Source organism: Nocardia sp. GP40, from assembly GCF_050434125.1.
GTDB classification, from domain to species: domain Bacteria; phylum Actinomycetota; class Actinomycetes; order Mycobacteriales; family Mycobacteriaceae; genus Nocardia; species Nocardia albiluteola.
The window spans coordinates 495,695-521,903 of sequence record NZ_JBNPVW010000006.1 but is presented as its reverse complement, the minus strand read 5'-3'; the positions used below and the strand labels follow the sequence as shown (position 1 = coordinate 521,903).

At 66.5% G+C, this 26,209-nt stretch carries 21 protein-coding genes and 7 pseudogenes; 15 read left to right on the top strand and 13 right to left on the bottom strand.

Translation table 11 applies throughout. The annotated features are described in order from the left end of the window. The first annotated feature begins 88 nt into the window (after positions 1 to 88). Both ABH933_RS21560 and ABH933_RS21555 read left to right on the top strand, forming a co-directional pair. Positions 89 to 2,266, top strand: coding sequence for a glycosyltransferase (locus ABH933_RS21560; RefSeq protein WP_429425644.1), 2,178 nt, complete (start codon positions 89 to 91; stop codon positions 2,264 to 2,266). After that, entirely contained in the window at positions 2,263 to 3,135 is an 873-nt protein-coding gene (locus tag ABH933_RS21555) for an alpha/beta fold hydrolase (protein WP_429425646.1), read from the top strand. The genes ABH933_RS21560 and ABH933_RS21555 overlap by 4 nt, the downstream gene beginning before the upstream one ends. Before the next feature lie 428 nt (positions 3,136 to 3,563). Here ABH933_RS21555 and ABH933_RS21550 read toward each other — a convergent pair whose 3' ends face one another. Further along, positions 3,564 to 3,794 (bottom strand): hypothetical protein, encoded by a 231-nt coding sequence (locus tag ABH933_RS21550; RefSeq protein WP_429425647.1) that lies wholly within the window; start codon positions 3,792 to 3,794, stop codon positions 3,564 to 3,566. 689 nt (positions 3,795 to 4,483) lie between these two features. On the opposite strand from ABH933_RS21550, the pseudogene ABH933_RS21545 reads away from it, so the two are divergent. The 4 genes and pseudogenes from ABH933_RS21545 to ABH933_RS21530 form a co-directional block, all read left to right on the top strand. Beyond that, positions 4,484 to 4,744 (top strand): annotated as a pseudogene (locus tag ABH933_RS21545) (hypothetical protein); the annotation flags it as partial. Positions 4,745 to 4,898: 154 nt separating this feature from the next. Further along, a pseudogene (locus tag ABH933_RS21540) lies at positions 4,899 to 5,375 on the top strand (NAD-dependent epimerase/dehydratase family protein); the annotation flags it as partial. A 319-nt stretch (positions 5,376 to 5,694) separates the two neighbouring features. Then, positions 5,695 to 5,970, top strand: a complete 276-nt coding sequence (locus ABH933_RS21535; protein WP_429425649.1) for a transposase domain-containing protein — start codon at positions 5,695 to 5,697, stop codon at positions 5,968 to 5,970. A gap of 396 nt (positions 5,971 to 6,366) precedes the next feature. Next, positions 6,367 to 6,891 carry a hypothetical protein gene (locus tag ABH933_RS21530; protein WP_429426041.1) on the top strand — a complete coding sequence of 175 codons (525 nt, stop codon included), beginning with the start codon at positions 6,367 to 6,369 and terminating at the stop codon, positions 6,889 to 6,891. Positions 6,892 to 6,916: 25 nt separating this feature from the next. Here the strand turns inward: ABH933_RS21530 and ABH933_RS21525 are convergent. Then, positions 6,917 to 7,476: pseudogene (locus ABH933_RS21525) on the bottom strand (HD domain-containing protein); the annotation flags it as partial. A gap of 463 nt (positions 7,477 to 7,939) precedes the next feature. On the opposite strand from ABH933_RS21525, the gene ABH933_RS21520 reads away from it, so the two are divergent. Beyond that, complete coding sequence (locus ABH933_RS21520; RefSeq protein ID WP_429425651.1) at positions 7,940 to 8,458, top strand: pyridoxamine 5'-phosphate oxidase family protein; 519 nt, start codon at positions 7,940 to 7,942, stop codon at positions 8,456 to 8,458. On the opposite strand, the pseudogene ABH933_RS21515 reads toward ABH933_RS21520, so the two are convergent. The 3 genes and pseudogenes from ABH933_RS21515 to ABH933_RS21505 form a co-directional block, all read right to left on the bottom strand. Continuing rightward, positions 8,401 to 8,595: pseudogene (locus tag ABH933_RS21515) on the bottom strand (hypothetical protein); the annotation flags it as partial. The gene ABH933_RS21520 and the pseudogene ABH933_RS21515 overlap by 58 nt on opposite strands. A 563-nt stretch (positions 8,596 to 9,158) precedes the next feature. Further along, positions 9,159 to 10,424: a diguanylate cyclase domain-containing protein gene (locus ABH933_RS21510; protein WP_429425653.1), complete on the bottom strand. Its 1,266-nt coding sequence runs from the start codon at positions 10,422 to 10,424 to the stop codon at positions 9,159 to 9,161. A gap of 97 nt (positions 10,425 to 10,521) precedes the next feature. Beyond that, positions 10,522 to 10,995, bottom strand: coding sequence for a hypothetical protein (locus ABH933_RS21505; protein ID WP_429425655.1), 474 nt, complete (start codon positions 10,993 to 10,995; stop codon positions 10,522 to 10,524). 81 nt (positions 10,996 to 11,076) lie between these two features. Between ABH933_RS21505 and ABH933_RS21500 the strand changes: the two genes are divergently transcribed. After that, positions 11,077 to 11,814: a LacI family DNA-binding transcriptional regulator gene (locus ABH933_RS21500; RefSeq protein WP_429425657.1), complete on the top strand. Its 738-nt coding sequence runs from the start codon at positions 11,077 to 11,079 to the stop codon at positions 11,812 to 11,814. 171 nt (positions 11,815 to 11,985) lie between these two features. On the opposite strand, the pseudogene ABH933_RS21495 reads toward ABH933_RS21500, so the two are convergent. Together ABH933_RS21495 and ABH933_RS21490 are read right to left on the bottom strand one after the other, a co-directional pair. After that, positions 11,986 to 12,330: pseudogene (locus ABH933_RS21495) on the bottom strand (cytochrome P450); the annotation flags it as partial. A gap of 337 nt (positions 12,331 to 12,667) precedes the next feature. Continuing rightward, positions 12,668 to 13,243 carry a TetR/AcrR family transcriptional regulator gene (locus tag ABH933_RS21490; protein ID WP_429425659.1) on the bottom strand — a complete coding sequence of 192 codons (576 nt, stop codon included), beginning with the start codon at positions 13,241 to 13,243 and terminating at the stop codon, positions 12,668 to 12,670. A 369-nt stretch (positions 13,244 to 13,612) separates the two neighbouring features. Here ABH933_RS21490 and ABH933_RS21485 point away from each other — a divergent pair, with 369 nt between their 5' ends. Next, positions 13,613 to 13,852: a hypothetical protein gene (locus tag ABH933_RS21485; protein ID WP_429425660.1), complete on the top strand. Its 240-nt coding sequence runs from the start codon at positions 13,613 to 13,615 to the stop codon at positions 13,850 to 13,852. A 461-nt stretch (positions 13,853 to 14,313) separates the two neighbouring features. Here ABH933_RS21485 and ABH933_RS21480 read toward each other — a convergent pair whose 3' ends face one another. Next, the gene (locus tag ABH933_RS21480; RefSeq protein ID WP_429425662.1) at positions 14,314 to 14,991 is read right to left on the bottom strand and encodes a TetR/AcrR family transcriptional regulator; all 678 of its coding nucleotides are present in this window, start codon (positions 14,989 to 14,991) and stop codon (positions 14,314 to 14,316) included. 19 nt (positions 14,992 to 15,010) lie between these two features. Here ABH933_RS21480 and ABH933_RS21475 point away from each other — a divergent pair, with 19 nt between their 5' ends. Both ABH933_RS21475 and ABH933_RS21470 read left to right on the top strand, forming a co-directional pair. Beyond that, entirely contained in the window at positions 15,011 to 16,174 is a 1,164-nt protein-coding gene (locus tag ABH933_RS21475) for an epoxide hydrolase family protein (RefSeq protein ID WP_429425664.1), read from the top strand. A 90-nt stretch (positions 16,175 to 16,264) separates the two neighbouring features. Further along, a pseudogene (locus ABH933_RS21470) lies at positions 16,265 to 17,553 on the top strand (FAD-dependent monooxygenase). A gap of 709 nt (positions 17,554 to 18,262) precedes the next feature. On the opposite strand, the gene ABH933_RS21465 reads toward ABH933_RS21470, so the two are convergent. Continuing rightward, positions 18,263 to 18,529 carry a hypothetical protein gene (locus tag ABH933_RS21465; protein ID WP_429425666.1) on the bottom strand — a complete coding sequence of 89 codons (267 nt, stop codon included), beginning with the start codon at positions 18,527 to 18,529 and terminating at the stop codon, positions 18,263 to 18,265. 675 nt (positions 18,530 to 19,204) lie between these two features. Here ABH933_RS21465 and ABH933_RS21460 point away from each other — a divergent pair. Then, on the top strand, positions 19,205 to 20,533 hold the full coding sequence (locus tag ABH933_RS21460) for an IS701 family transposase (protein WP_429425668.1): 1,329 nt from the start codon (positions 19,205 to 19,207) through the stop codon (positions 20,531 to 20,533). Between the two features lie 313 nt (positions 20,534 to 20,846). Here ABH933_RS21460 and ABH933_RS21455 read toward each other — a convergent pair whose 3' ends face one another. Further along, a complete protein-coding gene (locus ABH933_RS21455) occupies positions 20,847 to 21,419 on the bottom strand; it encodes a TetR/AcrR family transcriptional regulator (RefSeq protein ID WP_429425670.1) in 573 nt (190 codons plus the stop codon). A gap of 80 nt (positions 21,420 to 21,499) precedes the next feature. Between ABH933_RS21455 and ABH933_RS21450 the strand changes: the two genes are divergently transcribed. Further along, positions 21,500 to 22,483 carry an amidohydrolase family protein gene (locus ABH933_RS21450; protein ID WP_429425672.1) on the top strand — a complete coding sequence of 328 codons (984 nt, stop codon included), beginning with the start codon at positions 21,500 to 21,502 and terminating at the stop codon, positions 22,481 to 22,483. A 217-nt stretch (positions 22,484 to 22,700) separates the two neighbouring features. Here ABH933_RS21450 and ABH933_RS21445 read toward each other — a convergent pair whose 3' ends face one another. Continuing rightward, a complete protein-coding gene (locus ABH933_RS21445) occupies positions 22,701 to 22,940 on the bottom strand; it encodes a hypothetical protein (protein WP_429425674.1) in 240 nt (79 codons plus the stop codon). A 121-nt stretch (positions 22,941 to 23,061) separates the two neighbouring features. Between ABH933_RS21445 and ABH933_RS21440 the strand changes: the two are divergent. Next, a pseudogene (locus tag ABH933_RS21440) lies at positions 23,062 to 23,237 on the top strand (Rieske 2Fe-2S domain-containing protein); the annotation flags it as partial. Positions 23,238 to 23,515: 278 nt separating this feature from the next. Here the strand turns inward: ABH933_RS21440 and ABH933_RS21435 are convergent. Next, positions 23,516 to 24,304, bottom strand: coding sequence for an SDR family oxidoreductase (locus ABH933_RS21435; RefSeq protein WP_429425676.1), 789 nt, complete (start codon positions 24,302 to 24,304; stop codon positions 23,516 to 23,518). A gap of 32 nt (positions 24,305 to 24,336) precedes the next feature. After that, positions 24,337 to 25,281, bottom strand: coding sequence for a LysR family transcriptional regulator (locus ABH933_RS21430; RefSeq protein WP_429425678.1), 945 nt, complete (start codon positions 25,279 to 25,281; stop codon positions 24,337 to 24,339). A 366-nt stretch (positions 25,282 to 25,647) separates the two neighbouring features. Here ABH933_RS21430 and ABH933_RS21425 point away from each other — a divergent pair, with 366 nt between their 5' ends. After that, a complete protein-coding gene (locus tag ABH933_RS21425; RefSeq protein ID WP_429425680.1) occupies positions 25,648 to 26,085 on the top strand; it encodes a nuclear transport factor 2 family protein in 438 nt (145 codons plus the stop codon). The last annotated feature ends 124 nt before the right edge of the window (positions 26,086 to 26,209 follow it).

Here is a 26,209-nt window from a genome sequence, read left to right as displayed (position 1 = left end):
GGATCCTCGTGTTCCCGGTCCTGGGCCGTGTCCGCCCGACACCGCCGCGTTCACCCTCCATCGGGGGCCGGCGCGGGGCGGCGGCGCGGTGACAGGGCTGGCGGTTCTGCTGGCGGCCGCCGGGGCGTGCTGCTTCGCGGTTGCGGCCTGGTTACAGCAGGCCGCTGTGCACACCGCCACGGCCGGGGGAGCGCTGCGCCGGGCAGGGTGGGCGCGGATGCTGCGGGCGCCGCGCTGGGTGGGCGGTTGTGGTCTGACCGCGGCGGGGGCGGCGTTGCACGTGGGCGCGCTGAGCCTGGCGCCACTGGTTGTGGTGCAACCGGTCGGGGTGCTGGCCATCGCGCTGGCCGCGGTGCTGGCCGCCCGCTCGCATCGGGTGCGGCTGGCCGGTCCGGCCCGCTGGGCGGTGGCGGCCAGCACAGTCGGGGTCGGCCTGTTCGTCGTCCTGGCCGCCGCTAAGGCGACCGCCGCGCCCCCAGCGGTCGGCGCCGAGGTCCGGTCCGTGCTGCTCGCAGGCATTGCGGTGGCCGTCTTCGGCACGGTCGGCGCGCTCGCGCGGGGATCGACACGCTGCGTAGCGTTCGCGGCGGCGGCAGGGACAGCGTTCGGGCTGGTGTCGGTGCTCACGCGCACGATGGCCGCCCGGGTGGAGGCCGGAGGGCTGGACCGGCTGTCCCTGGTGTCCGTCGCGGTAGTGGGCGCCGCGGCGGTGGTGGGGGGCTGGTGCGTGCAGCACGCCTACGCCAGCGGGCCACCGCAGGTGGTGGTGGCCTGTCAGACCGTCGTGGACCCGATGCTGGCCGTGGGGATCGGCGTCGGTTTTCTCGGCGAGGGTGCGCACGTGAGCGCACCGGCCGCGATCGGCCTGGGCGCAGGCGCGGTCCTCGCTGTCGCCGGGGTGATCGCACTCGCCCGCCGGCAAGTTTCCCGTTCTGATTCGTTCGTACCCGCCAAGGAGCAATCCCTCATGACCTCGACCCGGCCCAGTCCGCCCGTCTGCACCGCCCCCGCCGAGCCGTCCGCGCCTCCCGTGCCGCCGCGGCTGCGGATCGTGCTGGGCGCGGACACCTTCCCGCCCGACATCAACGGCGCCTCGCACTTCGCGGCCCGCCTCGCCTCCGGCCTCGCCGGGCGGGGCCATGAGGTGCACGTACTGTGCCCGGCCGCCGGGGCGTGCTCGGCCACCGAGACCACCGCCGACGGTGTCACGGTGCATCGGGTGGCTTCCCGGCGCACCCTGTTCCACCCCACCTTCCGCATCTGCCCGCCGTGGCGAGCCTCTGCGGCAGCGTCCGCGCTGCTCGAGCAGCTCGCGCCGGACGTGGTGCACGTGCAGTCCCACTTCCTAATAGGCCGGGCACTGGCGCGTGCCGCCGCCCAGCGCCCGGTCGCGCTGGTGGCCACCAACCACTTCATGCCGGAGAACCTGTTCGGCCACGCTCGCATCCCCACCTGGCTGCAGGCCGGTGCCGCGCGCCTGGCCTGGCGTGACCTGCGCCGGGTGTTCGGCGCCGCCCAGGCCGTCACGGCCCCGACCCCTCGGGCCGTGCAACTGCTGGCCGACGCCGGTCTACCCGAGGCCACCGCCATCTCCTGCGGCATCGACCTGCACCGTTACGGTGCCCGCCCCACTCGCCGGCCCGGGGATCCGGAGGCCGACCGACCCCGCAGGGTGCTGTTCGTCGGGCGCCTGGACGAGGAGAAACGAGTCGACGAACTGCTGCGCGCCGCAGCACTCCTGCCGGCCGCCCTGGACGTCCGGTGGGAGATCATCGGCGACGGCTCCTGCCGCCGCACCTGGCAAGACCTGGCCGCGGAGCTGGGGATCGCCGAGCGGGTGCGCTTCTACGGCTTCGTCGACGAGGACACGCTCCTGGACGCCTACCGTCGGTGCGACGTGTTCTGCATGCCCGGCGTCGCCGAACTACAGAGCCTGGCCACGATGGAGGCGATGGCCGCCGGTGCGGCCATCGTCGCCGCCGACGCCATGGCCCTGCCCCACCTGGTCCACCCCGGCCGCAACGGCCGGCTCTACCCGCCCGGCGACGTGCCCGCGCTCGCCGCCTGCCTCACGGACCTGCTCACCGACCCCGCAACGCTGACCCGGCTGGGCGAGGCCAGCCGCCGCATCGTGGCCGACCACGCCCTGGACCGCACCCTGGACGCCTTCGAATCGCTCTACCGGCACCACAGCCATCAACACCCAGCGCCCGCCGCCCGCGGCGGGGCCCAATCCCCCGAACCGGCCATCGGAGTGCCCCGGTGAACGAACCACTCCTGCACGTGACCGCGATGGGCGACGGGCAGCCGATCGTCGTCCTCGAACCGGGTCTGGGCGCCTCCTCCGTCGGCTGGTCCCACGTCCAGCATCAAGCCGCCGCCACCGGACGTGCCCGCGTGATCTCCTACGACCGGGCCGGGCTGGGCGCCAGCCCGGCCGACCCCCGACCGCGTCGGCTGCGCGCCCTGGCCGAGGACCTCGCCCACGTCATCGACAGCGCGGGCGGGGGTCCGGCCGTCGTCGTCGGGCACAGCCTGGGCGCCACCATCGCCCGCCAACTCGCCGCGGCCCGCCCCTGCCTGCTGGCCGGCCTGGTCCTGATCGATCCCATCCCCGAGCCGTGGGTGCTGCGCTACGGCACTCTCGCCGCACCCATGGCAGCGGTGTGGTACCGCACAATGGAGACCCTCGCCCATGCGGGCCTGATCGACGCAGTGACCGCGCTGCCGCCCCTGGCCGGTATCACCCGCAGCAGTACCAGCCCCGAAGCCCCCCTCACCGATGCCGAACGCGCCCAGCTGGCCCACGAGATGCGTCAGCCGCTGACCCACGAAACAGCCCGTCGGGAACTGTGCGGGCTCGTGCGCAGCCGCCTGGAACTGCATGAGCTTTCCACCGAGCCCAACACCGGACTCCCACTTACCGTCCTGTCAGCAGGGCACACCCACCGTTTCGCCGCGCCCCTGCGGCGCGCGGCCAGCGGCTGGCACGCCCACCTGACCAGTGCCAACCCTCGCGCCCGCCACCTCCTCGTCCCGGGCGCCGGCCACTGCCTACCCCGCTACCAGCCCGAAACCGTCGTCGCCGCGATCAACGACCTCCTCGACCGACTCCACCCCCAGGACGTTCACTGATCCGCGCCGACCGATACTCGCCGAGCAGCGCATCCAGGTCGCGGACTGATTCGGGCCGCAGCGCCGCGGACATATAGTCGTTGGCCCAGGACGGTTCGCGTCGCGGGCTCACCGGAGGACTCCACCGGCGCGGCCACGCCGTAGAAGCGACCCCGATCCTGCCGCGCGCGGCCGACACTGTGCGCGCGGAGCCATTCGACGAGTTCGCGGTTGCTCGGCACGGCGCCGAACCCGTGGCTGAACTCGGTCGCGAGACAGTGTCGACATCTGCTGGGCCAACTGTAAAGCGAACACTGCACAGCGTCGGCCCGGGACACCATGGGATCACCGAAGGCGCGCAGCCCGGTGTGACACCTTGGCCATACTCGTTCGGCGACGTCGGCAGGTGGACCGATCCGCTTGCCCGCCCGGGGCCGATCGGGCAGCAGTCAGCCAGTGCGATCGCTGTGCGGTGATGTGCGCGCGGCGATGGGCACGGCGAGAACTGCCAGCACGACAGCGAAGCCCAGCAGCCCGAGATCGAGGGAGGCCGCAGCAGCGATGGTACCGACGAGCAGCGGTCCGCCCGCATCACCGAGTTCGCGCCCGATCTCGGTGGTCTGGCCAAGCCGCTCGGGCGGCGTCGTTGAGGCCAGGTGCGCGAAGCCGATCGGCGTCACCAGCCCGGTACGCTGATGACGACCCGTTCCAGGACCGGGCCTGGGCAGCCAGTTTCGACCACTACTGCCAGGTCACCAGAGACCAATGGGGTACGCCCCGCTGGCAGGCAGATCGGCGGCCCACCGCGCACCTCACCGACAGCGGCATGGTCGACGCCACCGCCGCGCTGCGTTCGGACGGGCCGCCCGAGCCTGCGCTACAGCGACCCCTGACCCGACTACCACACCCAGCGTGCGAATACCGGCCGCCAAGTCCGCAACCTCACCGCCCAGCTCGCCGCGCTGGGCTTCGCCGTCACCCTGGAGTCCGCCACCACCGCCTGAACCGAACCCACAAGTCAACCACCACAACAGGACCCGGCTCCGCTTCACTGCGCCGGGTGGCTTCGCCGCGCCGGTCACCTTGGGGTCATTTACCGGTCAGACTCCGAGTTGTCGGTCGCGGAAACCAAGCTGGCCCAATGGGTCCAATGGAACTACCCCAGCGGCATGTGCGAGGTCGGACCGCCCGACACTCCGGGGCAGTCCCAGCGGAAACTCACTGAGGTGATCTCAGCGAGGTAGGCAACGGGTTTCGGGTGCTGTGACGGAAGTCCTTGGGCGACACGCCGATTGGGTGCTGGGTGTGGACGTAGAGTCCCGGTAGATGGGGCTCACCACAAGATCCATCTGCACCAAAAGGACTCCACGTGATCCGCCTACCGCTACCACGGCGAAGGCATCACCGTGCTCGCCGGACAAGCCCCGACCTGCACGAAGCCCTGCTCCGCGCTCACGCCGAGGGCCTCGGGTACCTGATTCTCGACGGGAAAGTGTTCGACTCCGACCGCTGCAGCGAGCAAACCACCAGCGTGAAATGGGAACAGATCGACCTGTGGTACTCCGGGAAAGCTCATACCCACGGTGGCAACATCCAAGCCCTCTGCGCGCCAACGGGTTTGCCGCTGTGGGTCGCCGACATCGAACCAGCCTCGGTCCATGACCTGGTCGCCGCGCGCGACCACGTGCTGGCCGCATTGTATTGGGCAGCATCACTGCGCCGGCGCCGTGGAGTACCAGCACGGGGCGACCGGCCCCGTGCTCCACGTAGTGGACCACCACCTCACCAAGATCGCCGGGGAGGTCGTTGCCCGCACGATGGCGCGCACGCTCGGCGTGCCCACCGTCATCGCCCGGCTGAACATCCAGTACGGCAACAACGGCGGGTGGCCGTTTTACCACATGGAGATGATCCTGGCCGGCATCCCGATCCCGGTCCCGGCCGGCGGACCGGCCCGCTACAACCCGATCCACGAGGACGACATCGTCGCCTCGATCCCGAGGCTGCTGGCCGCGGCCTCGACACCGGCGACGACGGTCAACTGGTGCGGTGGGGAGATCGTCAGCCTGCAGGAGTGGTGCGGCTACCTCGGCTCGCTGATCGGCAAGGAACCGGTCTTCGAGGACAGCGCCGAGGCCCTGCGCGGCAATCCGACCGACTCGACGCGGATGCGCGAACTCATCGGCGGCTTGACGGTCGACTGGCGCAACGGGATCCATCGGATGGTGACCAAGTTCCACCCGGAACTGGTCGGGGCGTGAAATATGGTGTGCGAGGGGCAATGTCGGGGGTCGGTTACTGATCTCCGTCCATGCCCCCGCCGTTGATGAGCAGGGTAGCGGCATGACCTCCGGCGCTGTGGAGCCGGAGGCTCGATGGAGCAGTAGTTTTGACGGAGTTGCTGGTCGGCGGGAATGCATCGTGCTGGAGCCGAGTTAACCCCAATGCCGCGCAGTTTAGGGCGGAGAGGCGGGCGCAAGTGAATCTTGTTGTGGTGCTTGATGTGTCGTGAAGTAGAACAGCGGAACTACTGGTAGAGAGGTCATCTGCGAAGAAACCGTGTACCAGGAGTTCCGCTGTGTGTTCAGTCATCAATCGTGTTCCGGGGTGGCGGCGGGGCCGTTCGCGCCGGGTCATCTGGGCGAGTTGACCCAGATCGTGCCGTTCGAGATGGTCGATGCCGCGTTGGAGGCCACGCGCTCGGTGCAGTCGAGAGTCCGGGCCCTGCCGTCGCGGGTGGTGGTGTATCTGCTGCTGGCGGCGGCGTTGTTCGAGGGACTGGGCTATACCCAGGTGTGGGCTCGGCTGGCCGCCGGGGGAAAATCGGTGGCCTTCTTCGCGAAGAAGCACCGGTGACAGCGAAATACGCGTTCATCGCCTCCGAAGAAGGTAGCCATTGCGTCGTGTCCGTGTGTCGGTGGGCGAAGGTCTCACGGTCGGGTTATTACGCCTGGCGGGGCGGAGACTGTCGGCCACCGCGCAGCGCCGCGAGATCCTCGAAGCCGAGATCCGATTCTGTTTCGAGCTTTTATGTAACCGCACGGTGCCCGCTCGGTGCGGTTAAGTGCGGATTCGTCCTGCCGGAGGATCGGATCCAGCGGATTCGATCAGGCCGAGTTGCAGCTAGCAGGTATCGGCACGGTCACGGTGGTGGGGCCACTCAACTGCGGCCAGCGCCGACGACAACGGGCATGCGCGAGACGATTCTGGACTTCGTCAAACGGTCCCATCGTGTATTCCAGGAGTCCCGACATGCTCATCCACCAAAAAGACATCATCAGCCGAGCCGAAGTTCCCACCCGTGCACCCGCCGAGCTGACCACCACGTTCGGCGCGATGGGGCGCGAGCGTGTGGCCCGACCCGCGATCTGGTCGGGGGGGACGGTTGGCGAACTGATCACCGGACACGTCGACGCGCTGTACGTTACGGACGCGACCATCGCGAACCCGCTATCCACCGAGTCCGCGACCAGGATAACCAACGGAGCCGGCAGGGGAACGTGGCGGCTGAGTTGGCTTCCCGAAATGGCACTGACCCGAACGCAGGTCCTCAGCGCAATGGTTTTCGAGCGAATCCTCATCGCGCATGATCTCGACAGCGCGACCATGATGCGAATCATGCGCGTCCTGGCCGACGATCTTCGGATGCCACTGCACCTACTCCTCTGTCGTCTCTCGTCGCATCAGCAGAGAACAAACGTGCTGCCGTACTCCGCCGGTGGCTCAGCGATGCGAACCGCGCCGCATCGCGGTGGCTCGGCGATGCGAACTGCCTGAACCTATCGACCTGCCGTGGTGCCTGTTCCGCCCACGGGTTGCCGAGGATGCGGGCGACGAAGTCGGTTCGGATGAAGCGGGGTGCGTCGTGGACGAGGACGTCGGCGTTGACGGTGCCGAAGGTGGAGTCGGGGCGATGGGCGAAGCCCCGGGTGAATGCCGCGAGGATCTGACGTTTGAAGTCTGGACGCGGATGGGCCGCGACGGCGACATCGATATCGGCGCGGTCGAGGTCGTGGTACCCGAAGCCGAGAACGTCGGTTTCGACCGCCGGCGGTGACCATCGCTATCTCGGAGGTCATGTGCTCGGGAATGTCCGAGTGGTGTGCAGCGCGATAGCAGTCCAGATCCGTTGGGCCACATCGGGTTCGATGCCGCGCACGGTGAGGAATTCGCGATCGGCGCCGTCGACCTCGAACCGCTGCTGGCGCCATACGCCTCGGTCAAGGCCGAGGTCGTGGACATGATGCCGACGTGCAGCAGTTCGGGATCGGGTCGCAGACCGAGACGACGGGCTTGCATCATCCCGAACAGGCAGACCCGCCGGGAATGGTGGAACAGCAGTGGCGGCTCGCTCTCGGGCATCAGTTCGGTCGCGTCGGCCACCAGTCGCGTGTCGGGAACGATGTGCTGCGGGCCACCTCGGGAATGAGAGCGCGCACGATGCAGCCTGCGCCACAATCAGCATCGGTCCGCCTGGCAAAGAAACGACACCGGCGACTGGAAGCCGAGAGGTGATCCCGCTGAGCAGTCCGGCTCCCGCGAGTGCAGACGGCAGGGGTCAGTGTGCGCTGATTCTGGAACTGCTCGAACGCCGGTCGACAGACGGTAACAAGCTGCCGCACCATCCCTCAGCGGGATGGCTTGCCACCCGGTCCGACTTATTAGTTCCGAGGTGGGCAACGGTGCCCTTACAGCATAGGCATGGTGACCTACAGCCCCACTGCGGACAACGAAGGCCGTGGCTCGGTGCAGGTACCACCAGGTACAACTCAGCTCACGACGAGGCCTACATCTATCCAACTGAGCAAGGAAAGGGAAAGCCAGCATGGTCACGACAGGGGCGTCTGATTCACCAGGCCCCATCCCTACACCGCCAGGCCGTCAAGTGATCGATCTCGACAATGAGGAAGCGTTGGCGCTGCTTGCTGGAACCCGACTCGGAAGAATTGTCTTCACCAAGGATGCCCTACCCGCTGTACGGCCCGTCAACCACATCTTCCACGACGGAAAGATCATTGTCCGCACCTGGACATCGCCCCAACTGACCGACATGACGCACGCCGTACGGACAACCGTCGTGGCCTACCAGGTCGACGACATCAATCCAGACTCTCACCTCGGCTGGTCGGTAGTCGTCATCGGCTACGCCCAGGTAATCGAAGACCCGGCCAGCATCGCCCTGTACTCCCCGCTGGTAAAACCGTCGGCTCTCTCGACGAATGACACCCTCGTCTGCATTAGCCCCGACCTCGTCAGAGGCGTCCGATTCGCCGCGACTCAGGTACATAGCCGATCGGTGACCCCAGCCCGCCCGGATGCAGCCTCGGCGGCCTGCGGGCCGTAGGCGCCGGTGGCGATGGGTTCGCCGAATTCGATGTACCACTTCGACGGCAGCGGGATACAGCCCACAAGGCCCAGGTGCGGGAACAGCGGCGTCACCGGGAAGTACGGCAGCCCGAGCAGCCGGGCCAGCGGTTCGACCAGCCGCTGCTGTCGGCGATGTACGTCGACAAGAAGCTCTCCGGGGTCACTGCCGTGCAGACGCTGTCCCGGCCCAACCGCACCCATCGCACTGCCGGCGGGGAGCAGAAGCGTAAGACGTTTCGTCATCGACTTTGCGAACGAGCCCGAAGACATCCGGGCTGCGTTCGAGCCGTACTTCACCAATGCCACCCTGGAGACCGAGACCGACCCGTACGTCGTCGTCCACCTCGCCACCAAGCTCGCCCAGGCCGGGATCTACACGCCCGAGCAGGTGCGCGAGGTCGCCGAACTGTGGGTTACCCGCAAGGGCAACAACGCGCTCTCGGCCGCGATCAGCCCGGCCAAGAACGACTTCGCCCGCCGCTACGCGGCTGCAATCGAGGCCGATGACAAGCTCGCTGTGGCTCGACATCCAACCAAGCCTTCAACTCTCGTGAGTCCGGACCCGCAAGCGGGGACCAGATCAACCGGCTATGCGAGTTGCGGTTGTCGGTTGAACTCGGTCGGTGACCATCGTTGCCGGAACGCTTCGGGGGTGAGTGGCCAACTGGGCGGCCGGCTTACGGTGATCGCCCGTGGCCATCGTCCGTCCGGTGCAGGACCCAGGTGCCGCGGCCCTCGGTCTTGGCTCGATACAAGCCGATGTCGGCCTCGTCGAGCAGTTTCTCGGCTTTCGCACCCGCGACTGCGGTGACCACCGCGCCGATACTGGCTGACATCGACAGCAGCTGGTTGCGACCGATCTGCACCGGTTCCTGCAGCGTCGCAAGCATGGTTTCGGCGGCGGCGGCGACCGCGTCGTCGTCGCATGGCGGTGCCAGCAGAGCGACGAACTCGTCGCCTCCGATACGCGCCAGGGTGACCGATGGCGAGGCCAACGCCGCGCCGAGTTTGCGGCCGACTTCGGACAGTATCCGGTCGCCCGCGCCGTGCCCGTACTGGTCGTTGACCAGCTTGAACGCGTCGAGGTCTACAAAGCACAAGCCGATTTGATCGGTGGGGCCGGACTCGGCGACGATGGTCTCCAATTGATCGAGCAGGCTGCGCCGGTTGAGCAGGCCGGTCAACGGGTCATGGGTGGCCTGCCAGCGCAACTTTGCTTGCATGACGTGACGCTCGGTGGTGTCCTCCCCGACTGCAAGTAGGTACTTTTCGCGTTGGGCATTGCCGTGCATCAGTGTCATCGTCCATGCACCCCAGCAGATTCTTCCGTCGCGTCGCTGGAAGCGGCCCTCGAAGTGCACTGTGCCGTGCCCTCGCCTGAACAACCCAACCACCACCGTGCGGAGCTTTTCGCGATCGTCAGGGTGCACGAAGTCCAGGCCCGCAACCCCCGGCAAGTCCTTGCGGTCGATGCCCACCATTCGCGCTGCAGCGATGTTTGCGTCGATCGTGATGCCGTCTACGTCATAGCGCGCAATGGCGACCGCGGCGTTGTCGAACATCACCCGGAACCGCTCGGCCGCCTCCTGATTGCGGGCTTGGGTGGCAAGCAGTTCGGTGATGTAGCCGTGACCGAGCTTCCCCAGCAAGGCACCGAACCGGCGCGCCCGATCCGGCCGCGCCGACCGCTCGAGCAAACCGGCCAACACCGTCGACGACGGCATCATTGCTGCAGGCACGGTGAGGTTCGCGTGTACCATATCGGCCCCGACCTGGCGAACGGGCGCCGGATCGAATGGCTCGGCCGTCATGGCCGTCTCCAGATCCGTGATCCACACGGTCATCAACTGCTGGATATCGCTGGGCGACATCGGCACGAAACTGGCATCGCCGACCGCTGCCCACCAGTCCCGGGCCATCTCGGCAACCTCACTACGGTCCATTCCGCAGTACCTCCGCTGCGTCACCCGACCATGTGGCCGGGCGTTTACCGGTCATCCCCGCCCGTTGTTCCCCGCTCGTTGTTCACCGAACATACGACTACACACCAATGCAGCTAAAAATACCGAATGGAATTAACAAATGCAGGAATGAGAGATTCGTCACAGTGCAGTCCATGTTCGGGATACGTCGGTGCTCGCCGAGCTGGAACGCGAGCTGATTGTGGCCGACACCGATGACGGCCCAGCGGCCTGTGCCCACGGACGCGAGGGCGGACGCCGATCCAAGCTCAACGACGACCAGGCCGCGATCGCACCACGCCCTACACAACGACGGCGACGGACTCCGCGCGCGGCGGGATGCCGAGAAAGTACTCTCGGGGAGCCGGATATGGCACTCGGCGCTCGTATCCACCGATACCGGAATCTTGCTGCGATCTCTGCCGAAGACAGTAGCTCGTACGTCGGTGCGTGCCACTGTTGTGAGAACACGAATGGTGGTGCCGCTGTCACCGCCGGCGCAGCCGCTGATGCCGCCGGTCCCGACTGTGAGCACGGCGCACGTGATGAGCACTTTGCGGAGTATGTGTCGCACCTTCGAACTCCTCATTGATCAGCCTTGGGACCGCACTGGGAGCGCTCTCAGAACTCAGAGTTGTCCGCACACGGCGGGCAATTGCTGGTGATGTTCGTCGACAACCATGCCGATGTGCCGGGCGTGGTCCGGTTCCTCGACGGCGGTCACGTCGACGGCGCACTGGTGTTCGCCCCGCACCGCGGCGACGTGCTGCCCGGTGCGCTGGGCACGCTGCGGATCCCGGTGGTGTTCGGTGGCCGCACCCACAGCGCCCGGCGGGCCCAGCACGTGGTCGACTTCGACAACGCCGCCGGCGCCCGGCTCGCGGTCGATCACCTCGTCGACCGGGGTCGCCGCCGGATCGCGACGGTGTCCGGCCCGGCCGAACATCCCGCCGCCGCCGACCGGCTGGCCGGCTGGCGCGCCGCGATGCGGGATCGTGGGGTGCGGGGACGGAATCTGGTCGAGCCCGGGGACTTCACGATCTCCGGCGGCGAAGAGGCGATGCGCCGGTTGCTCGTCCGCGCCCCCGACCTCGACGCGGTGTTCGCCGCCAGCGACCCCATGGCCGCGGGCGCACTGCGTGCCCTGGTCGCCGCGGGCCGCCGGATCCCCGCCGACGTGGCCGTGATCGGTTTCGACGATCACCCGACCCTGGCCCCGGCGACGACGCCGCCGCTGACGTCGGTGCATCAGGATCCCCGGGAACAGATCCGCGAGATGGTGGCGGTCCTGCTGCGGCTGGTCGCCGGCGAGCAGGTCGCCGGCGAGCGGGTGGTGCTGCCGGTGTCGCTCACCGTCCGCGCCTCCGCCTGACCGGCCGATACGGCGTTACCGGGATCGGGAGGCGTCAACCTCCGATGAGTCGCCGTGGATGGTGGCGGGCAAGGTGTCGGCGCAGCAGATCCCGTTCGGCTCCCGCGGCGGCACAATAGACCCTGCCATCGGATACGGCGTGGTTGATTCACTGGCCTTGGCTGACGTCGCTCAGGGGACGGTGAACGGCTGGCAGGGCGCGAAGGTGACCGGCAGCGTTGTCAGAGCGCGGTGGAAAGGGCCGGGCAGCCAGGGCGGTTCGCCGGTCGGCAGGGCCAGCTGCATTTCGGGTAGCGCGTCCAGCAATTGATCAACGGCATCCTGCGCGATCAGATAGGCCATCGGTTCCGCAGGACAGCGATGCGGTCCGGCGCCCCATGCCAGGTGCGAACGATTGCCGACGCGATCGTCCGCGCGGATCGTAGGATCGTTGTTGCACGCGGACATGCTGATTACCACCGGTTGGTGCGCGGGCAACCAGACGCCGTCGACGAGGATCGGCTGCCTGAGATAGCTTCCAGAGGGTGAGGACAGCAGGTGCCGCACCTTGGCAAATGTCCGACACTGGCGAAACCGGCGAGCGATCCAGATTTCGATCGTCCACCCGAGGGTGCGGCTGACAGGAAGCGAAGGCGCGGGCGGTCGTGGCCGGTGAGAAGGCCGCGAAAACAACACGTTTCGTTTCAACGACCCCGCCGATCCTGAATGAGACCCCGTATGACCACCGACGAGAGGTCCCACGACCTCGCGGGTCTGGACCACGCCTGCTGGCGTGCCAAGAGTCCCGAGGTACGAGAACGACGTGTCGTGTGGCTCGAGTCGAACGGATACGTCGGAAGTGGCTGTTGGTTGGTCATGATGGTGGTTGGGGTGTGGTCTGGGATCGCAGTCCCGTCCGGATCACGTCGATGACCCGGTCGGGGTCCGGGCCGTCGTAGGACAGGCAGCCGGACAGCACGGCCTCGAGATCGGCGAAAGTGATTGCCGATCGGACTGTTCCGGATTGCTGGGCATCGGACAGTAGGCGGCGCAGACGGTCGGAGACGTTGCAGTCGGCGGTGGTGGCGGCGGCTTCGATGTCGAATTGCGAGCCTGCCAGGGCTTCTGCCAGACCGCGGTGGGCGGCGCCCTCGTGGATCAAGCGCGTGAAGAGCGTGAAGAAGGCTGTGCCAGGGTCGTTTTCGGCGGCCAGGGTCTCGGCGTAGGCGGTGAGATCTCGCATGCGATCGAGCAGAACCGCGGCATACAGGGATTCCTTGGTGGGGGAGTGGCGGCTGACGGTGCCGGTGCCCGCGCCGGCGCGACGCGCGATCTCCTGCACTGGTACCGAGAGGCCTTCGGTGGCAAAGATTTCCGCTGCGGTACGCAGCACGCGCTCGCGATTGCGCTGTGCGCCGGCCCGGCGCGGTCGATCCGCGGGTTCGGTCACTGTGCCCTCTCGATCCGCTGACAATCGGGATGGGCATCCCGGATAGTTGGAACCGGGACCGGTTCCCACGGGTCGATCTGCTCATCGACAACGCCGGGGTGATGATGACTCCCGCCGCGGTCACTGCCGACGGCTTCGAATTGCAGTTCGGCACAAACCATCTCGGGCACTTCGCGTTCACCGGCCTACTACCGGCCGATCCCGGCCTATGCGCAATCCAAGCTCGCCAACCTGCTGTACACCCTGGAACTGAACGAACGGCTGGCCACGGCGGGCGCGGAAACCATCGCGGTCGCACTCGAGCCCGGCGTCACACCAACCGACCTGGTCCGCCACGTCCGCGGCGCCACCCGGCTGGCGATCACCAAGTTGCTCGTCCAACCGGACGCGGACGCGGGCGCCCGGGTAGTGCTGCGCGCCGCGACCGATCCGCAGGCCCGCGGCCGCGACTACTACGCGCCCGACGGCCGACCACCACTGCGTGCGCGCGGATACCCGATCCGCATCGCGCCCCCGGACACCGACACCGAGATTCGCCGCGCCCTGCGGGCCGAATCCGAGCGACTTACCGGCGTCGACTACGCCGCCCTGCAGCGCCCGGTCCGATGAAAACCCGCCTGCTGCTACGAGGTTCGGCCGTCTACCTGGGCGCCGTCGGCGCGCAGGCGCTGCTGGCGCCGCGCTCGGCGGTCTCCGGCCTGAAGCCCGATCCGCCGCATTCGACATCTTCACCACCCGCACCGTTGGCGCCACCCTGCTCGCCCTGGCGATCGCGAACTGGTCCACAACCCCCGACTGCGGCACCTGTCGGCCAACCTCGTCCTGAACGCGGTGCTGGGGGTTGTCGCTACCACCGCCGTCGCCGACGGCACCATCCACGACAGCGCCTGACAGGGCGTGGCCGTGCACGGTGCCCTGATCGCGGCCTTCGGCTCGGCACTGCGAACGCAGCGGCCAGTCCGGGCCAGCTGATCTCGCATGGACCGGATTCCCGCTGACGGTCGGCCGGAAGTCGGGGCAGTCGCCGCAATGCAACTCACATGCTCTCCTTGGATGTGGAGTGCTGGGGGTCAGTGCTGGTCGACCACGAGAGCGATTGCGCGTGTCTCGAGAACTCCGAGCATCAGCAGGCTCGTGATCGTTGCCGCTCGGGAGCCGCGGGTCCCGTTCGGCAGGTCGCTGTCCGCGATAGCGAATACGACGTTGTAGGCAACCTGGCTCAGAATGCCTGCCGGCAGGTGCTGTGCGAACACGTCGCTGTCCTGGCCCCGTTTCACGAGGTCGGCGAGGAGCTCATCGACCGGCCCGAGCAGGCCGTGGATCACCTCCCCGTACTCGCCACGGCGCAGCGCCACCAGCACTCGGTACCGGTGTGCCACCGGCCAGAGGCGGGCGATGAATTCGGCCCACGTCGCGTCCGCTGCTGCGTCGGAGGCGTTGACTTCGGTGAGCACGGCTGTCATCTCGGTGACGGCCCGTTCTGTGAGTGTCCGAACCAGGTCGAGGCGCGAGGGGAAATGGCCATAGACCGTGCGACGGACGACGCCGGCAGCGGAGGCGATATCGCCCATTCCGGCGTCCGGGTTCTCTCCCAGCACTTCGAGGGCGACGTCGAGGATGCGATCGCGTGTCTCGTTCATCGAGCGCACACGGGAGGACTGGGTAGGCACGACACCACTGTTGCACACTGGTGTGTAATGAAGTAAATTGCACACCAGTGTGCAATGAAGAGTTGCGCTGCGCTTCAAGGCTCAGGAGAAGACGGCAATGACCGCACCGACACGACCGACCTCCGCCCTGGTCCGCCCGTTCACCGTCTCGATCCCGGATTCGGAGATCGACGAGGTGAAGCAGCGACTGGCCAGAACTCGATGGCCGGATCCAGAAACGGTGGGCGACTGGTCGCAAGGGGTTCGCGTAGAGAACGCCAGATCTCTGGTCGACTACTGGGAGCGCGGCTACGACTGGCGGCGCGTGGAGTCCGAGCTCAATCGCTTCCCCCAATTCCTGACCGAGATTGATGGGCTGGACATCCACTTCATCCACGTCAGGTCCGAGAATCCCGACGCGATGCCGCTGCTACTCACGCACGGATGGCCGGGCTCGATCGTCGATTTCCTGAAGCTGATCGGCCCGCTGACCGATCCGGTGTCGTTCGGAGGAGACGCCGCCGATTCGTTCGACGTCGTCGTCCCGTCGCTGCCCGGGTTCGGGTTCTCCCAGAAGCCCACGGAGACCGGGTGGACCGTGTCGCGCATCGCCAGCGCGTGGGTGGAGCTGATGCAGCGTCTCGGCTACCCGAGATGGGCAGCGCAAGGCGGCGATTGGGGTGCGGTCGTCACCACCGCCCTCGGGGCCATGCAACCCGAGGGGCTGCTCGGAATTCATCTGAACACCCAGTACGCCTTTCCCGCACAGATACCCGACACCTTGTCGCCCGAACAGCGCCATGCCGTGGAGACCCTCGCCCGCTACACCGGCGATCTCGGTGGGTCGAACCACCTTCAGGGCACGAAGCCGGAGACCGTCGGATTCGCCCTGGCGGACTCTCCCGCCGGTCAGGCAGCCTGGATCTACGAGAAGTTCCAGTCCAAGACCGACAACCACGGGCTCGCTGAGGACACCCTCAGCGTCGAAGACATGCTCGACGCGATATCCCTCTACTGGTTCACCAACAGCGCAGCGTCGTCCGGCCGCATCTACTGGGAGAACAAGTCGCTCACCTTCGCCGGCCCGAAGCTGACGCTTCCGGTCGCGGTGACCGTCTTCCCGAGGGACATCCCACGACTGCCACGAAGCTGGATCGAAGACACCTACAGCAATCTGATCCACTACGGCGAGGCCGACAAGGGCGGGCACTTCGCGGCCTTGGAACAGCCCGAGATCCTGGTCAACGAAATCCGCACCGGCCTACGCACCCTTCGTACCTGACGCCGACGCGCGAGCCCGGGAGCCGCATCACGTAGCGGGGTCGGGGTCGGAACGGCGAAATCGGCTGCCGCACACAGCGACGACGGTATCGTGCCGCAGTGGCACACCGAGGCGGTATTGCGCGAGTCGCCCGAGTCATCCGGGGTGAAGGTCGAGTGGTCGACCGAGCTGGTCGACTTCCCCCAGGACGAGCGTGGCGTGACAGCGTCGGTTCGGGGCCCGAGTGGCGAGATCCGATCGATCCGGAGTGTTTACCTCGTCGGTGGCGACGGTGCCAGGAGTACGGTTCGAAAGGCGCTCGGGATCAAATACGTTGGCGGAGTCATTCCCGACGCTCACTGGCTGGTCGGTGATGTCGAGATCGACGGCCTTGAACATCCCGAGCCGGCGACCGGTGCGAACGGGTACGGCTGGGTAGCCGAAGGGGGAGCGCTGTTTTCGCGTTCGGTGAGAAGTGGCAGTTCCAGGCACAGATCGAGGCGGACAAGGGGGGTCAGCTCCCACCGGCCACGCTGAAGACGATGCAGCGATTGATCACCGACCGCGGTGAGCGAACCGATATTCACATCCACAACGCCGGTGGTTGGGTGAATGCCTTCCGTGTGAGGGTCGCTTATGCCGAACAGTTCCGCATTGGGCCTGTCTTTCTCGCCGGTGAAGCAGCACACGTTCAAACGGGTGGCGGACTATGTTCTGCGATCTACGACAGTTCGAACCTGTCATGGAAGCTCGCCACAGCACTCTGCGGCGGGCCGAGTTGGCTGCTGGATACCTACGAGGAAGAACGTGGCTGCAGTGCCCGGCACGAAATCGAGACAACGTGGGAATTGATGTATCGCGCGACCGGCCTGGATTCCGATGGCGGCGGTCGCGCGGAGCCGAACCCCCACCAAATGCTGACAGCACTCAACGATCCACAAATGCATCGTCAGATGTCGGGGTTGGCAATCCGCTACCGGGAAAGCCCGCTCTCGCTCACCTGGGGAGACGCCACGGGCAAGGATGTCGTCGCCGGCGATCGCGCCCCCGACGCACCGTGCCGAGATCTCCTGGCCGACACTATGGTTCGACTGTTCGACCTGTACCGCGGGCCGCACTGGACTCTCCTGGGTTTCGGCCCGCAAGGCGCCGAAACCATTCGCGCCTATCACGCTCCTGGCTTCATCAATATGAAGCCCCATGCCGTGCTGAAGCCGACCGATCCAGCAGCCGAAAACGCCGTAATCGATGTCGAAGGTCACGCCCACCGCTCCTTCCAGATCGATGACAGCGCCATTGTGCTGATCAGGCTCGACAACTACATCGGCCTGATCGCCTGGCCCGCCGATGCAGCGGCACTAGATGCCTATTTCGACCACCTCCGCGACCCACATTTCTGAGCTTGCCTATCATTTGCGTGCGAGGAGCGTCGATAATCAAATGGCCGCCGAAACCCGCAAGTCATGCCCTCAATGTCACACTGCGCGTGCCTACTGGCTTGATCCGCAGCGTCGGCCCTTCGGCCGTCAGGTGGTTCGGATTGATTAGCGTTAGGACCACCGAGGATGCAGGTCGGGGCCGGTAATTTACCGGTCCTGACCTGTTTTATTTGGCCTAACCCCCGCAAACCCCACATTTTCGGAACGGCATTTGGTTTGGGCCGGGTGTGGCGACGGCGATGTGGTTCTGCTGTCTATTCGTCGGGCTTGGGCGGGGCTGCGAGAGTACTCAGGGCGCCTTCGTACCATGCGTGTACAGCTAGCCAGACGTATGGGGGCTGTCCTTCGGTGTCGGCTAGTTCCTGGGCTTTGCGGACGAGGTATTCGAGTATCGGGTTGTCGCGGTCTGGGAAGGGTAGGGGAATGCATGGTCGCTAGCGGCGATGCTGTCAGCTCTGTAGTCGCGGTATCCGTTCGCGATGATTCGCGTCGACTGGCGGGTGACGTAGTCGGTTGGGATCGTTGCCGGTCCGTCTGGCTGCATTGTGGGTGGCCTTGGGCTCGGTGTGGTGTGGGTTCGATTTCTCGACTCCGCTTTCGCGGTTCTTGACGAACGGGTGTTCGATGCATATCGCGCACTCAGCGGCACTATGGAGTGTGGCAGGGCGTCTCAGAAGGTGGCTGCGGCTTCCTGTAGTTCCTCGATGACGATGCGGCCGGGATAGTAGCGGTGCGGGTATCGGTTTCGGTAGTAGCAGTCCCAGTAGCTGGCGACACGTTGGCTGGTCAGGTGGAGAAACTCGGGGTTTGTGGCGGCGAATCGACCGTACGCCTCGTGGTGGGCAGCCTCGACCGTAGCCACATTGGCGAGTCCCCGCTGGATGTCGACGACGATGTCGAGCACGTATTCGCCGACGAGCTTGACAACGAAGGGCATGATCCATGGCTCGGTGGCGTCGATGATCCGGTTGAGGTGGCGCTGGCGGACATAGCCGTTGCTGTGGCGGCTGTAGAGGCAGTGCAGGATCTTGGTCTGTGTCGCAGACAGTCGATTTGTGGGATGGTTCGGGATTGCGCAGGCGGTACGGGACGATGAGCTGCTCGCCCTGGACCCGGACGGCGGAACTGTGTGACATCAGCGGTAGGCGTGCTGGTGGCAGAGTACGCACGACGATACGCACGTCGGTGGCAAGGGCTGTGGGGAATGCTGGGAGCAACGCGTCGGTGAGAAGAGTGGTCTGGTCATCGGTGTCGTCGGAAACCAGCCACTTGCCGGGCGTCACCGGCAGGGGCGCATGGCGCCCTTTCCGCAGGAGAAGATCACGGCCCCATCATATCCGGCGCTCACGGCGCTTGGAGTATTCGTTCGGACAGTTGCTGGCCCGTCCGGACGGTGGTTCGATGCAATCTCGACCGCTTCTGTTGTCGGGCGATCACCCGTGTAGGCGTGAACCTGTGGTCGCACGCACATCGGCTACCGGATACTTTAGTCAGCAATAGTCAGGGTGGGTCGGGCTGTCGGAAGACAGCTGGCGTGTGTGCGACAGGCCGGTGATCATGTCGGCGTGTCGAGCGATCGCTACGGTGTCCGCGCCACGATGATCGGCGGTTTGTGTCGATCCGATCCGTGCCGCCGGTGCCGAAGTCGTTGCAGCCCTTGCTGGAAGCGTTCCGGCCGTGTTTCACTACCCCCACCTTCACCACCTTCGTCGCACTGACCGTCGGGTTGATCGCGGCACCAGCCCGGCGGACCGTCTGTGGCATGTTCACCGCCGCCCGCATCGGCGGGCATCACAGTCGTGCGCACCGGTTCTTCGCTTCGGCCACTTGGAGCCTCGACCAGGTCGGGCTCATCATGCTGGGCCTGGTCGTGGGCTGGCTCACCGCGGCCGGCGCCCCGCTGATCGTCGCGGTGGATGACACCCTGTTCCAGCGCAGCGGCAAGAAGGTGCACGCCGCGGCGTGGGCCTACGATGGCTCGCGCCAGGTCGCCAAAGGGCAGGCCAAACTCTCCCGGGGCACCACGTTCGTGGTTGCCGCGGTGGTGGTGACGCTGCCGTTCGCGGAGCGTCCGATCGCGTTGCCGGTGTTGTTCCGGTTGTGGCGCCCCGGCGGCCCGACCAAGACCGTCCTCGCGCGCGAGTTGATCGGCCGGATCGCCGCCGCGCGCCCCGACCGTGTCGTCGATGTGGTCGCCGACAGCGCGTACGTGTGCAGCACCCTGCGGCACCTGCCCGCGAATGTGACCTTGACCGGGCCGCTGCCTCGCAACGCTGCCCTGTTCGAGGTGCATCCCGACCTGGACGACCCGCCCAACATGCGCGGTCGACGGGGCCGTCCCCGCACCCGCGGTACCAGGATCGGCACACCGGCAGACCTGGCCGCCGCCACACCAGGACAGCAGGTCACCGTGACTCGGTACGGTCGTACCGCGACGGTGACCGTGCACGAGCGCCGCTGCCTGTGGTATGGCGCCTTCCGCTCCCAACCGGTGCGGGTCATCGTCGTGCGCGAACCCCGCCGTCCGACTCTGGCGCTGCTCACCACCGACATGGCCACTGCCGCTGCCGAACTCATCGAACGCTACTCGAGCCGTTGGTCCATCGAGGTCGCATTTTTCCAGGGAAAACACGTCACCGGTGCCGGTGAGGCCCGCAACCGCACCCGGGCGGCGGTGGAGCGGACCATCCCGTTCGGGATGCTCACCCAGACCCTCGTGGTCCTTTGGTACTACCTCGCCGGGCACTCGCCGGCCGTCGTCGCCGACCACCGCGCTCGGTCGCGCTGGTACACGACCAAGACCCATCCCAGCTACGACGACATGCTCGCCAAGCTCCGCCGCACGTTGATCGCCGCCCAATATTGTGCCGACCTACCCGTCGACCCCACCCCCGAACAAATTCACACCATCCGCCTGGCCTGGGCAAACGCTGCCGCTTGATCGCGAAAGTCGAGATTTCTCGACCCTAACTAATCCTTTCGAACTCACGTTCGAAATGGGTGTTGAGCTTGCCCTCTCGTGTTTCGCGATCAGGCGACAGTGTTTGCCCAGGCCAGGCGGATAGTGTGGATTTGTTCCGGGGTGGGGTCGCCGGGCAGGTCGGCACAATATTGGGCCGCGATCAGCGTGCGCCGCAGCTTGGCGAGCATGTCGTAGTAGCTGAGGTCCTCGGGGACGATGTGGGGTCCCGGTCGGCGCGATCGGAACCTAGCGGAACGGTGACCAAGGCGACCCGCCGCGTTGGTTGTGAGCGCTAGTGTGAGCCGCCGTGAACCGCCGCGTCCACGAGTAGTCGCGCCGCGGTGTCCAGTCGCTCGCCGTCGTTGGTGACCAGCAGATCCTGGCACAGCCCGCGTAGCCCTGAGACGACAAGTGTGGCGCGTGCCGCCGCCTCGCCGGGGGTGAAGTCGGTCGTGACGAACGCCGCAGTGATCGGGGTGAGTATCACCTCGACAGCAGTGCGGGCGTGCTCGCCGTAGGTGCCGGGGTCTGTGGCGGCCAGGCTGAGCACCTGCAGCAGCATACGCACACTATGCCGTTGGTCACCGCGGGTCAGTGCATGCCACAACTGCATTGCCGACTCGGCGAGTTGATCGCGGGTGTTGACACCGTCGAAGATCTTCCCGACGTCGGGCCGGCTGGCCTCGAGTACTTGGGAGATCAGTTCGCCTCGATCTCCGAAGTAGTACAACAACATTCGTTTGCTGGTGCCGATCGCCTCGGCCAACGGCGCCAGCGAGAGATCGTTGACACCGGATTCTGCCAGATGGCCGACGACGGCTCGAAGGAGTTCCACACGTTTGCCGGGGTCTGGGGTTCTGGCCACCCCTTGACTGTACCGATCGGTACGTCTATGGTCAATCTTGTGCCGATCGGTACAAGAATCGATTTCCTGAAGGAGCAACGATGAACGGCAAAATCGCTCTCGAAGAGCACTGGGAGTCGGCGGCTTTCCCTGCTACCGGATCTCATGACTTCACCGAGCCGGACTATTTCGGTGATGTGCAGCGCCGGCTGCAGGAGGTCGACGAACGCATCGCCGATATGGACCGCACCGGTATCGATGTGTCGATCCTGTCGCTGACCCAGCCCGGCATCGAAGCCATCACCGACACCCAGTTGGCCATCGATACCGCCGCCCGGATGAATGACCACGCCGCTGAAAAGCTCGTCTCGCGTCACCCCGACCGGTTGCGGATGTTCGCTGCAGTGCCATTGCAGGATCCCGAGGCCGCTGCCGCTGAGTTGGAACGCGCGGTCAAGGATCTCGGCGCTGTGGGCGCGTTGATCAACGGTTACACCAACATCGGTGACGAGAACACCGCCCGCTACCTCGATGAGGCGCCGGTAGATCCGTTCTGGGCGAAGGTGAGTGAACTGGATGTTCCCGTGTACCTGCATCCGCGGATTCCGCTGCCCAACCAACAGCGCATTTACCAGGGGTATGAGGGCCTGCTGGGTTCGGCGTGGGGGTTCGGCTTCGAAACGGCGACCCATGCGCTGCGACTGATCCTCTCGGGCCTGTTCGATCGCTATCCGAACGTCAACGTCATCCTCGGACATCTCGGCGAGGCGCTGCCGTTCACCCTGCCGCGCGTCGAGCATCGGCTGCGCCATCAGCGCCGCGAAACCCATGGTGCGCACGAGCATGAGCCGACCAAGTACCTGCGGGAGAACTTCTACCTGACCACAAGTGGCGTGTTCCGTACCCAGGCCCTGTTGGACACGCTCCTCGAGGTCGGAGCCGACCGCACACTGTTCTCGGTCGACTATCCCTACGAATCCATGTACGAAATCGCGCCCTGGTTCGACAGCTGCCCGATCAGCGAGAACGATCGAGTCAAGATCGGACGGACCAACGCCGCCAAGCTGTTCGGCCTCGACGACTGAACATCGACGGGATGGCTCACGATGTTGGGGTGAGGGTTCACCCCGGCACCGTGGTCTGCAGATCAGTGTCCGGCCACGCCGAGGGGAGGCCATCTACCATCGAGCATCTGCGGCTCGGCGTGTGCGAAATGACCATTGCATCAGATGCGAGATTCTTCCATCTGATGGCCATCAACACCGAGGATCGCGGCCCGCAACCTGCCGGTATGAGGGGGCACTATAAGGACGGGAAGACTTCGGTGGTCACTGTCTTCAGCGACGGCGGGGACCAGACGCATTCCGAGAGCGGGCCGGAAAGGACATCACGGACGTCGGTCCAGGTCCGGACACCGACCGCCGTGGCGGGATCGACCGGGGTCGGCGGCGGGTTCAGCTCCCGAGCGCCGTTGAGCCGGTCCGCGATCTCGGCGTAGCCGACGCGTTCTTCCAACCGCCACTTGAACATTCGTTCGACCACGGGCCCTGGACTGGCTCGGGTTCCAAAACGTGTCTTCTGTAGCGCGTTCGGCGGGAACCGGGGTGCGGGACACGCCGGGCGCGGAATGCGTACGCACGGATGGTCTGGAGCCACCCCGGCCGAGGTCGAAGAGACCCAGATCCTGCGCCACACCCCACTGGCGATCGTGCCGTCGGCGCAGATCCCACAGCCCAACGACTACGTGGTCCCGCCTGCGGTTCCGGTAACGCCACCCGCTTCACCTGCCCGTATCACGCCTGGACCTACAAGAACACCGGAGAACTGGCCGGACTGCCGGATCCGCATCGAATTCAAGATCGCTGTGCTTCAGCCTGTTCGGGTGCTGTTCCTCATCCGCAAATCGTCTGCTTGTCCCGGCCAGGCGGCACGTACCGCGACCAATCGTCAAGGCCCGACTATGACGACGAAGACTCCTCGAGGCCGTCTCGGTACATCCGCCGAACTCCACATCGACCAGCGCGTTACGCGGATCACTCGTCTTCATCGCGGCGAATTTCCGTCCCGGTACACCCGCACAGTGACGGTTCGAGCCCGTCTGGGGCACTGCGGCGCGATCAGAATTCGGCGCCGTCGGCATACAAGGTCTGACCGGAGATCCAGCCCGCGTCGGCGCCGATCAGCCAGCCGACCAAGGCGGCGACGTCGGCCGTGGTCGCGAGCCGGTGGCGGGGGTTGCGCAGTGCGGCTGCCACGAGCGCGCCCGGGGGCTTCGCCGCCCGGAAGAAGCTGGTGTCGACCGGGCTCGGGGCTACCGCGTTGACAGTGATGCCGCGGTGACCCAGCTCGCGGGCCGCGGCCGCCACCAGGTGCTCGATCGCGGCCTTGGCTCCGGTATAGAGGCCGTATGAGGGCGCCGGGCGGGCGGTGAGCGCGCTGGACAGGACGACGTAGCGGCCGTCGTCGTGCAAGTGCCGAGCGGCCGCGCGCAGCGTGTGGAACGCGGTGCGGAGGTTGGCGTCCACCAGGTGGTCGAAGTCGTCGTCTGTGCTGTCGGCGATGGTCTTCTCGACGACCGCGCCGGGCGTGTGAACGACGATGTCGAGCCGGTGGTGGCGTTCGATCACCCCTTCGAACAGGATCGCGACGTCCGCGGCGATCCTGGCGTCGGACCGGACGGCCTCCACGGTGGCAGGCAGCCCGCCCAGCGCTGCCAGCAGGCGATCGGCGGCGGTGTCGTCGTGCGCGTAGCTCACCACCGTGGCCGCGCCGCGTGCGGCGATCAGGCGAGCACAGGCCGCGCCTTGATTACGGCTGCCACCAACGACCAGGGCGACTCTGCCGGACAAGTCTCGCGCCGGCTGCGCCGTCCGCGTCTGCACCGGCTCCTCCACAGTGTCGATCATGCGGGCCGCCGGGGGATTACTGAAACAATGATTCAGGACGACGCCACAAGCCCGGCTTGTGTGGGCACATCCGGGGTGGCTTCCCACCCGGTGATGGCGCGGACCTCACTGATCAGCCGCATGACGAGGTCCTTCGGTGCACTGGGCAGCCAGACGACGGCCAGGTCGCTGGATTCGGCGTCGATCACCGGAATCCAGCGGACACCCGGTGTCGCGGCCCAGTCGCCGACCGGCTTCGGCGCAAGCCACACGCCCCGGCCGCGGGCGACCGTCATGAGTGCCTCGGCGATTTCCGCGGTCGCCGGGCCCCGCACCGCGTGCTGTCCGCCGGGGCGCGGTTCGGCCAGCCAGTGGCGGACGGCCACATCGGATAGCAGCACATTCGGCTGTACCACCGGATCGTCGGCGAGTTCGGCGAGGACGACCGACTCCCGGCCGGCCAGCGGGTGATTCGCGGCGACGGCGACCGCGCGCTCGTCCCGGCGGATCTCGGCGTGCCGGAGCCGGTCGTCGCCGACCGGCAGCCACATGAACGCGGCGTCGGCCGCGCCGCGCAACAACAGCTCCATTTCGGCGGGTTGTGTTGTGACAGTGACGAGTTCGACTTCGATGCCCGGCACCGCGCGTTCCATCGCTTCGGCGATGGAGGTAGCGAAGAGGGTCGTCGAGTAGGGGCAGCAGGCCAAGCGCAGGGTGCCTTCCTGTCGTCTGGCGACCGCCTGCACCCGCAGCGCAAGCGTCTCCAGATCGGCCAGGACTTCCGATCCGCCACGAGCGAATTCGTCACCGGCGGCCGTCAGCACCACACCGCGCGAGGTGCGCACCAGCAAGGCGACGCCCAGGGCGCGTTCCAGCTGCTGGATGTGCAGCGAAACGGCCTGCTGGGTCAGATGCAGCCGCGCGGCCGCGCGGGTGATGTTGCCCTCCTGGGCTACAGCTACGAATGAGCGAACGTGTTGCGTGTCGAGATAGGCCACGTACCAATGTAAATCAGCTTCTCGCCGGCGGTCCAGAGGTGCCGGCAGGCACAAGACCGCCTTGTGGCCGCAGCTCATTCGGTTGTTTCCCCTTGCCCTATCAGGCATTTGATGATTGTCGGGCTACCGAAGCGAATCGAGCGAAGGGAACTCACAATGAGTGAGCAGGTTCAGCAGAATCGACGTGGGCAGGCCGGCGGTGCCGCACTGTAGCTGAACCAGCTACCGGATACCTCGCCTACATGTCAACGCGGACAGCAGATTTCGCTGAATATGTTGATGAGGTGGCACCGCTGCGCGGTGCCACCTCATCAGCTACTTCGAAACAACCGAATCACATACTTGCATCAGGAGGATTACGACACCATGGCATCGACCCAGGATCGGCTGGACATCATCGAGACCTGCACTCGCATGGCCTGGTACGCCGATCACCGGGAATGGGAGCGGCTGGGCGAGATCTTCGCCGACCCGACCGTCCTGGACTACACCAGCCTCAACGGCGGCGAACCGGCGACCGTATCACCCGAGCAGATCGGCAACGCCTGGGCGCAGGCGCTGGGCCGATTCGACGCCACCCAGCACCTGATCACCAACCATCTGGTGACCGTCGCCGGCGACGATGCCGTCTGCACTGCGGCCTTTCAGGCCACGCATCGCAAGGGCGCACCGTTCGGGGCATCGCTGTGGACCCTGGGCGGGACCTACCGTTTCGAGCTGACCCGCACCGACGAGACATGGAAGATCGTGACGGTCGTCATGACCGCGACCTGGGGTGACGGCAACCAGGGGCTCGTCGGTTAGCCGGTCATGCACCTACAGCTCCGAGGGCCGGTCTCGATCATCGGCGAAGACGGGAAGACGGTGGCCATCAGCGGGCCGCGGAGACGAACGCTGTTGACGCTGCTGGCCCTTCGGGCCGCTGAGG

What these genes read in the sequence shown, in the direction of transcription:
- ABH933_RS21530 (WP_429426041.1), top strand. Translation starts at nt 6,367, where the DNA reads ATGCTCATCCACCAAAAAGACATCATCAGCCGAGCCGAAGTTCCCACC.
- ABH933_RS21520 (WP_429425651.1), top strand. Translation starts at nt 7,940, where the DNA reads ATGGTCACGACAGGGGCGTCTGATTCACCAGGCCCCATCCCTACACCG.
- ABH933_RS21510 (WP_429425653.1), bottom strand. Translation starts at nt 10,424, where the DNA reads ATGGACCGTAGTGAGGTTGCCGAGATGGCCCGGGACTGGTGGGCAGCG.
- ABH933_RS21475 (WP_429425664.1), top strand. Translation starts at nt 15,011, where the DNA reads ATGACCGCACCGACACGACCGACCTCCGCCCTGGTCCGCCCGTTCACC.
- ABH933_RS21465 (WP_429425666.1), bottom strand. Translation starts at nt 18,529, where the DNA reads ATGCCCTTCGTTGTCAAGCTCGTCGGCGAATACGTGCTCGACATCGTC.
- ABH933_RS21450 (WP_429425672.1), top strand. Translation starts at nt 21,500, where the DNA reads ATGAACGGCAAAATCGCTCTCGAAGAGCACTGGGAGTCGGCGGCTTTC.
- ABH933_RS21435 (WP_429425676.1), bottom strand. Translation starts at nt 24,304, where the DNA reads ATGATCGACACTGTGGAGGAGCCGGTGCAGACGCGGACGGCGCAGCCG.
- ABH933_RS21425 (WP_429425680.1), top strand. Translation starts at nt 25,648, where the DNA reads ATGGCATCGACCCAGGATCGGCTGGACATCATCGAGACCTGCACTCGC.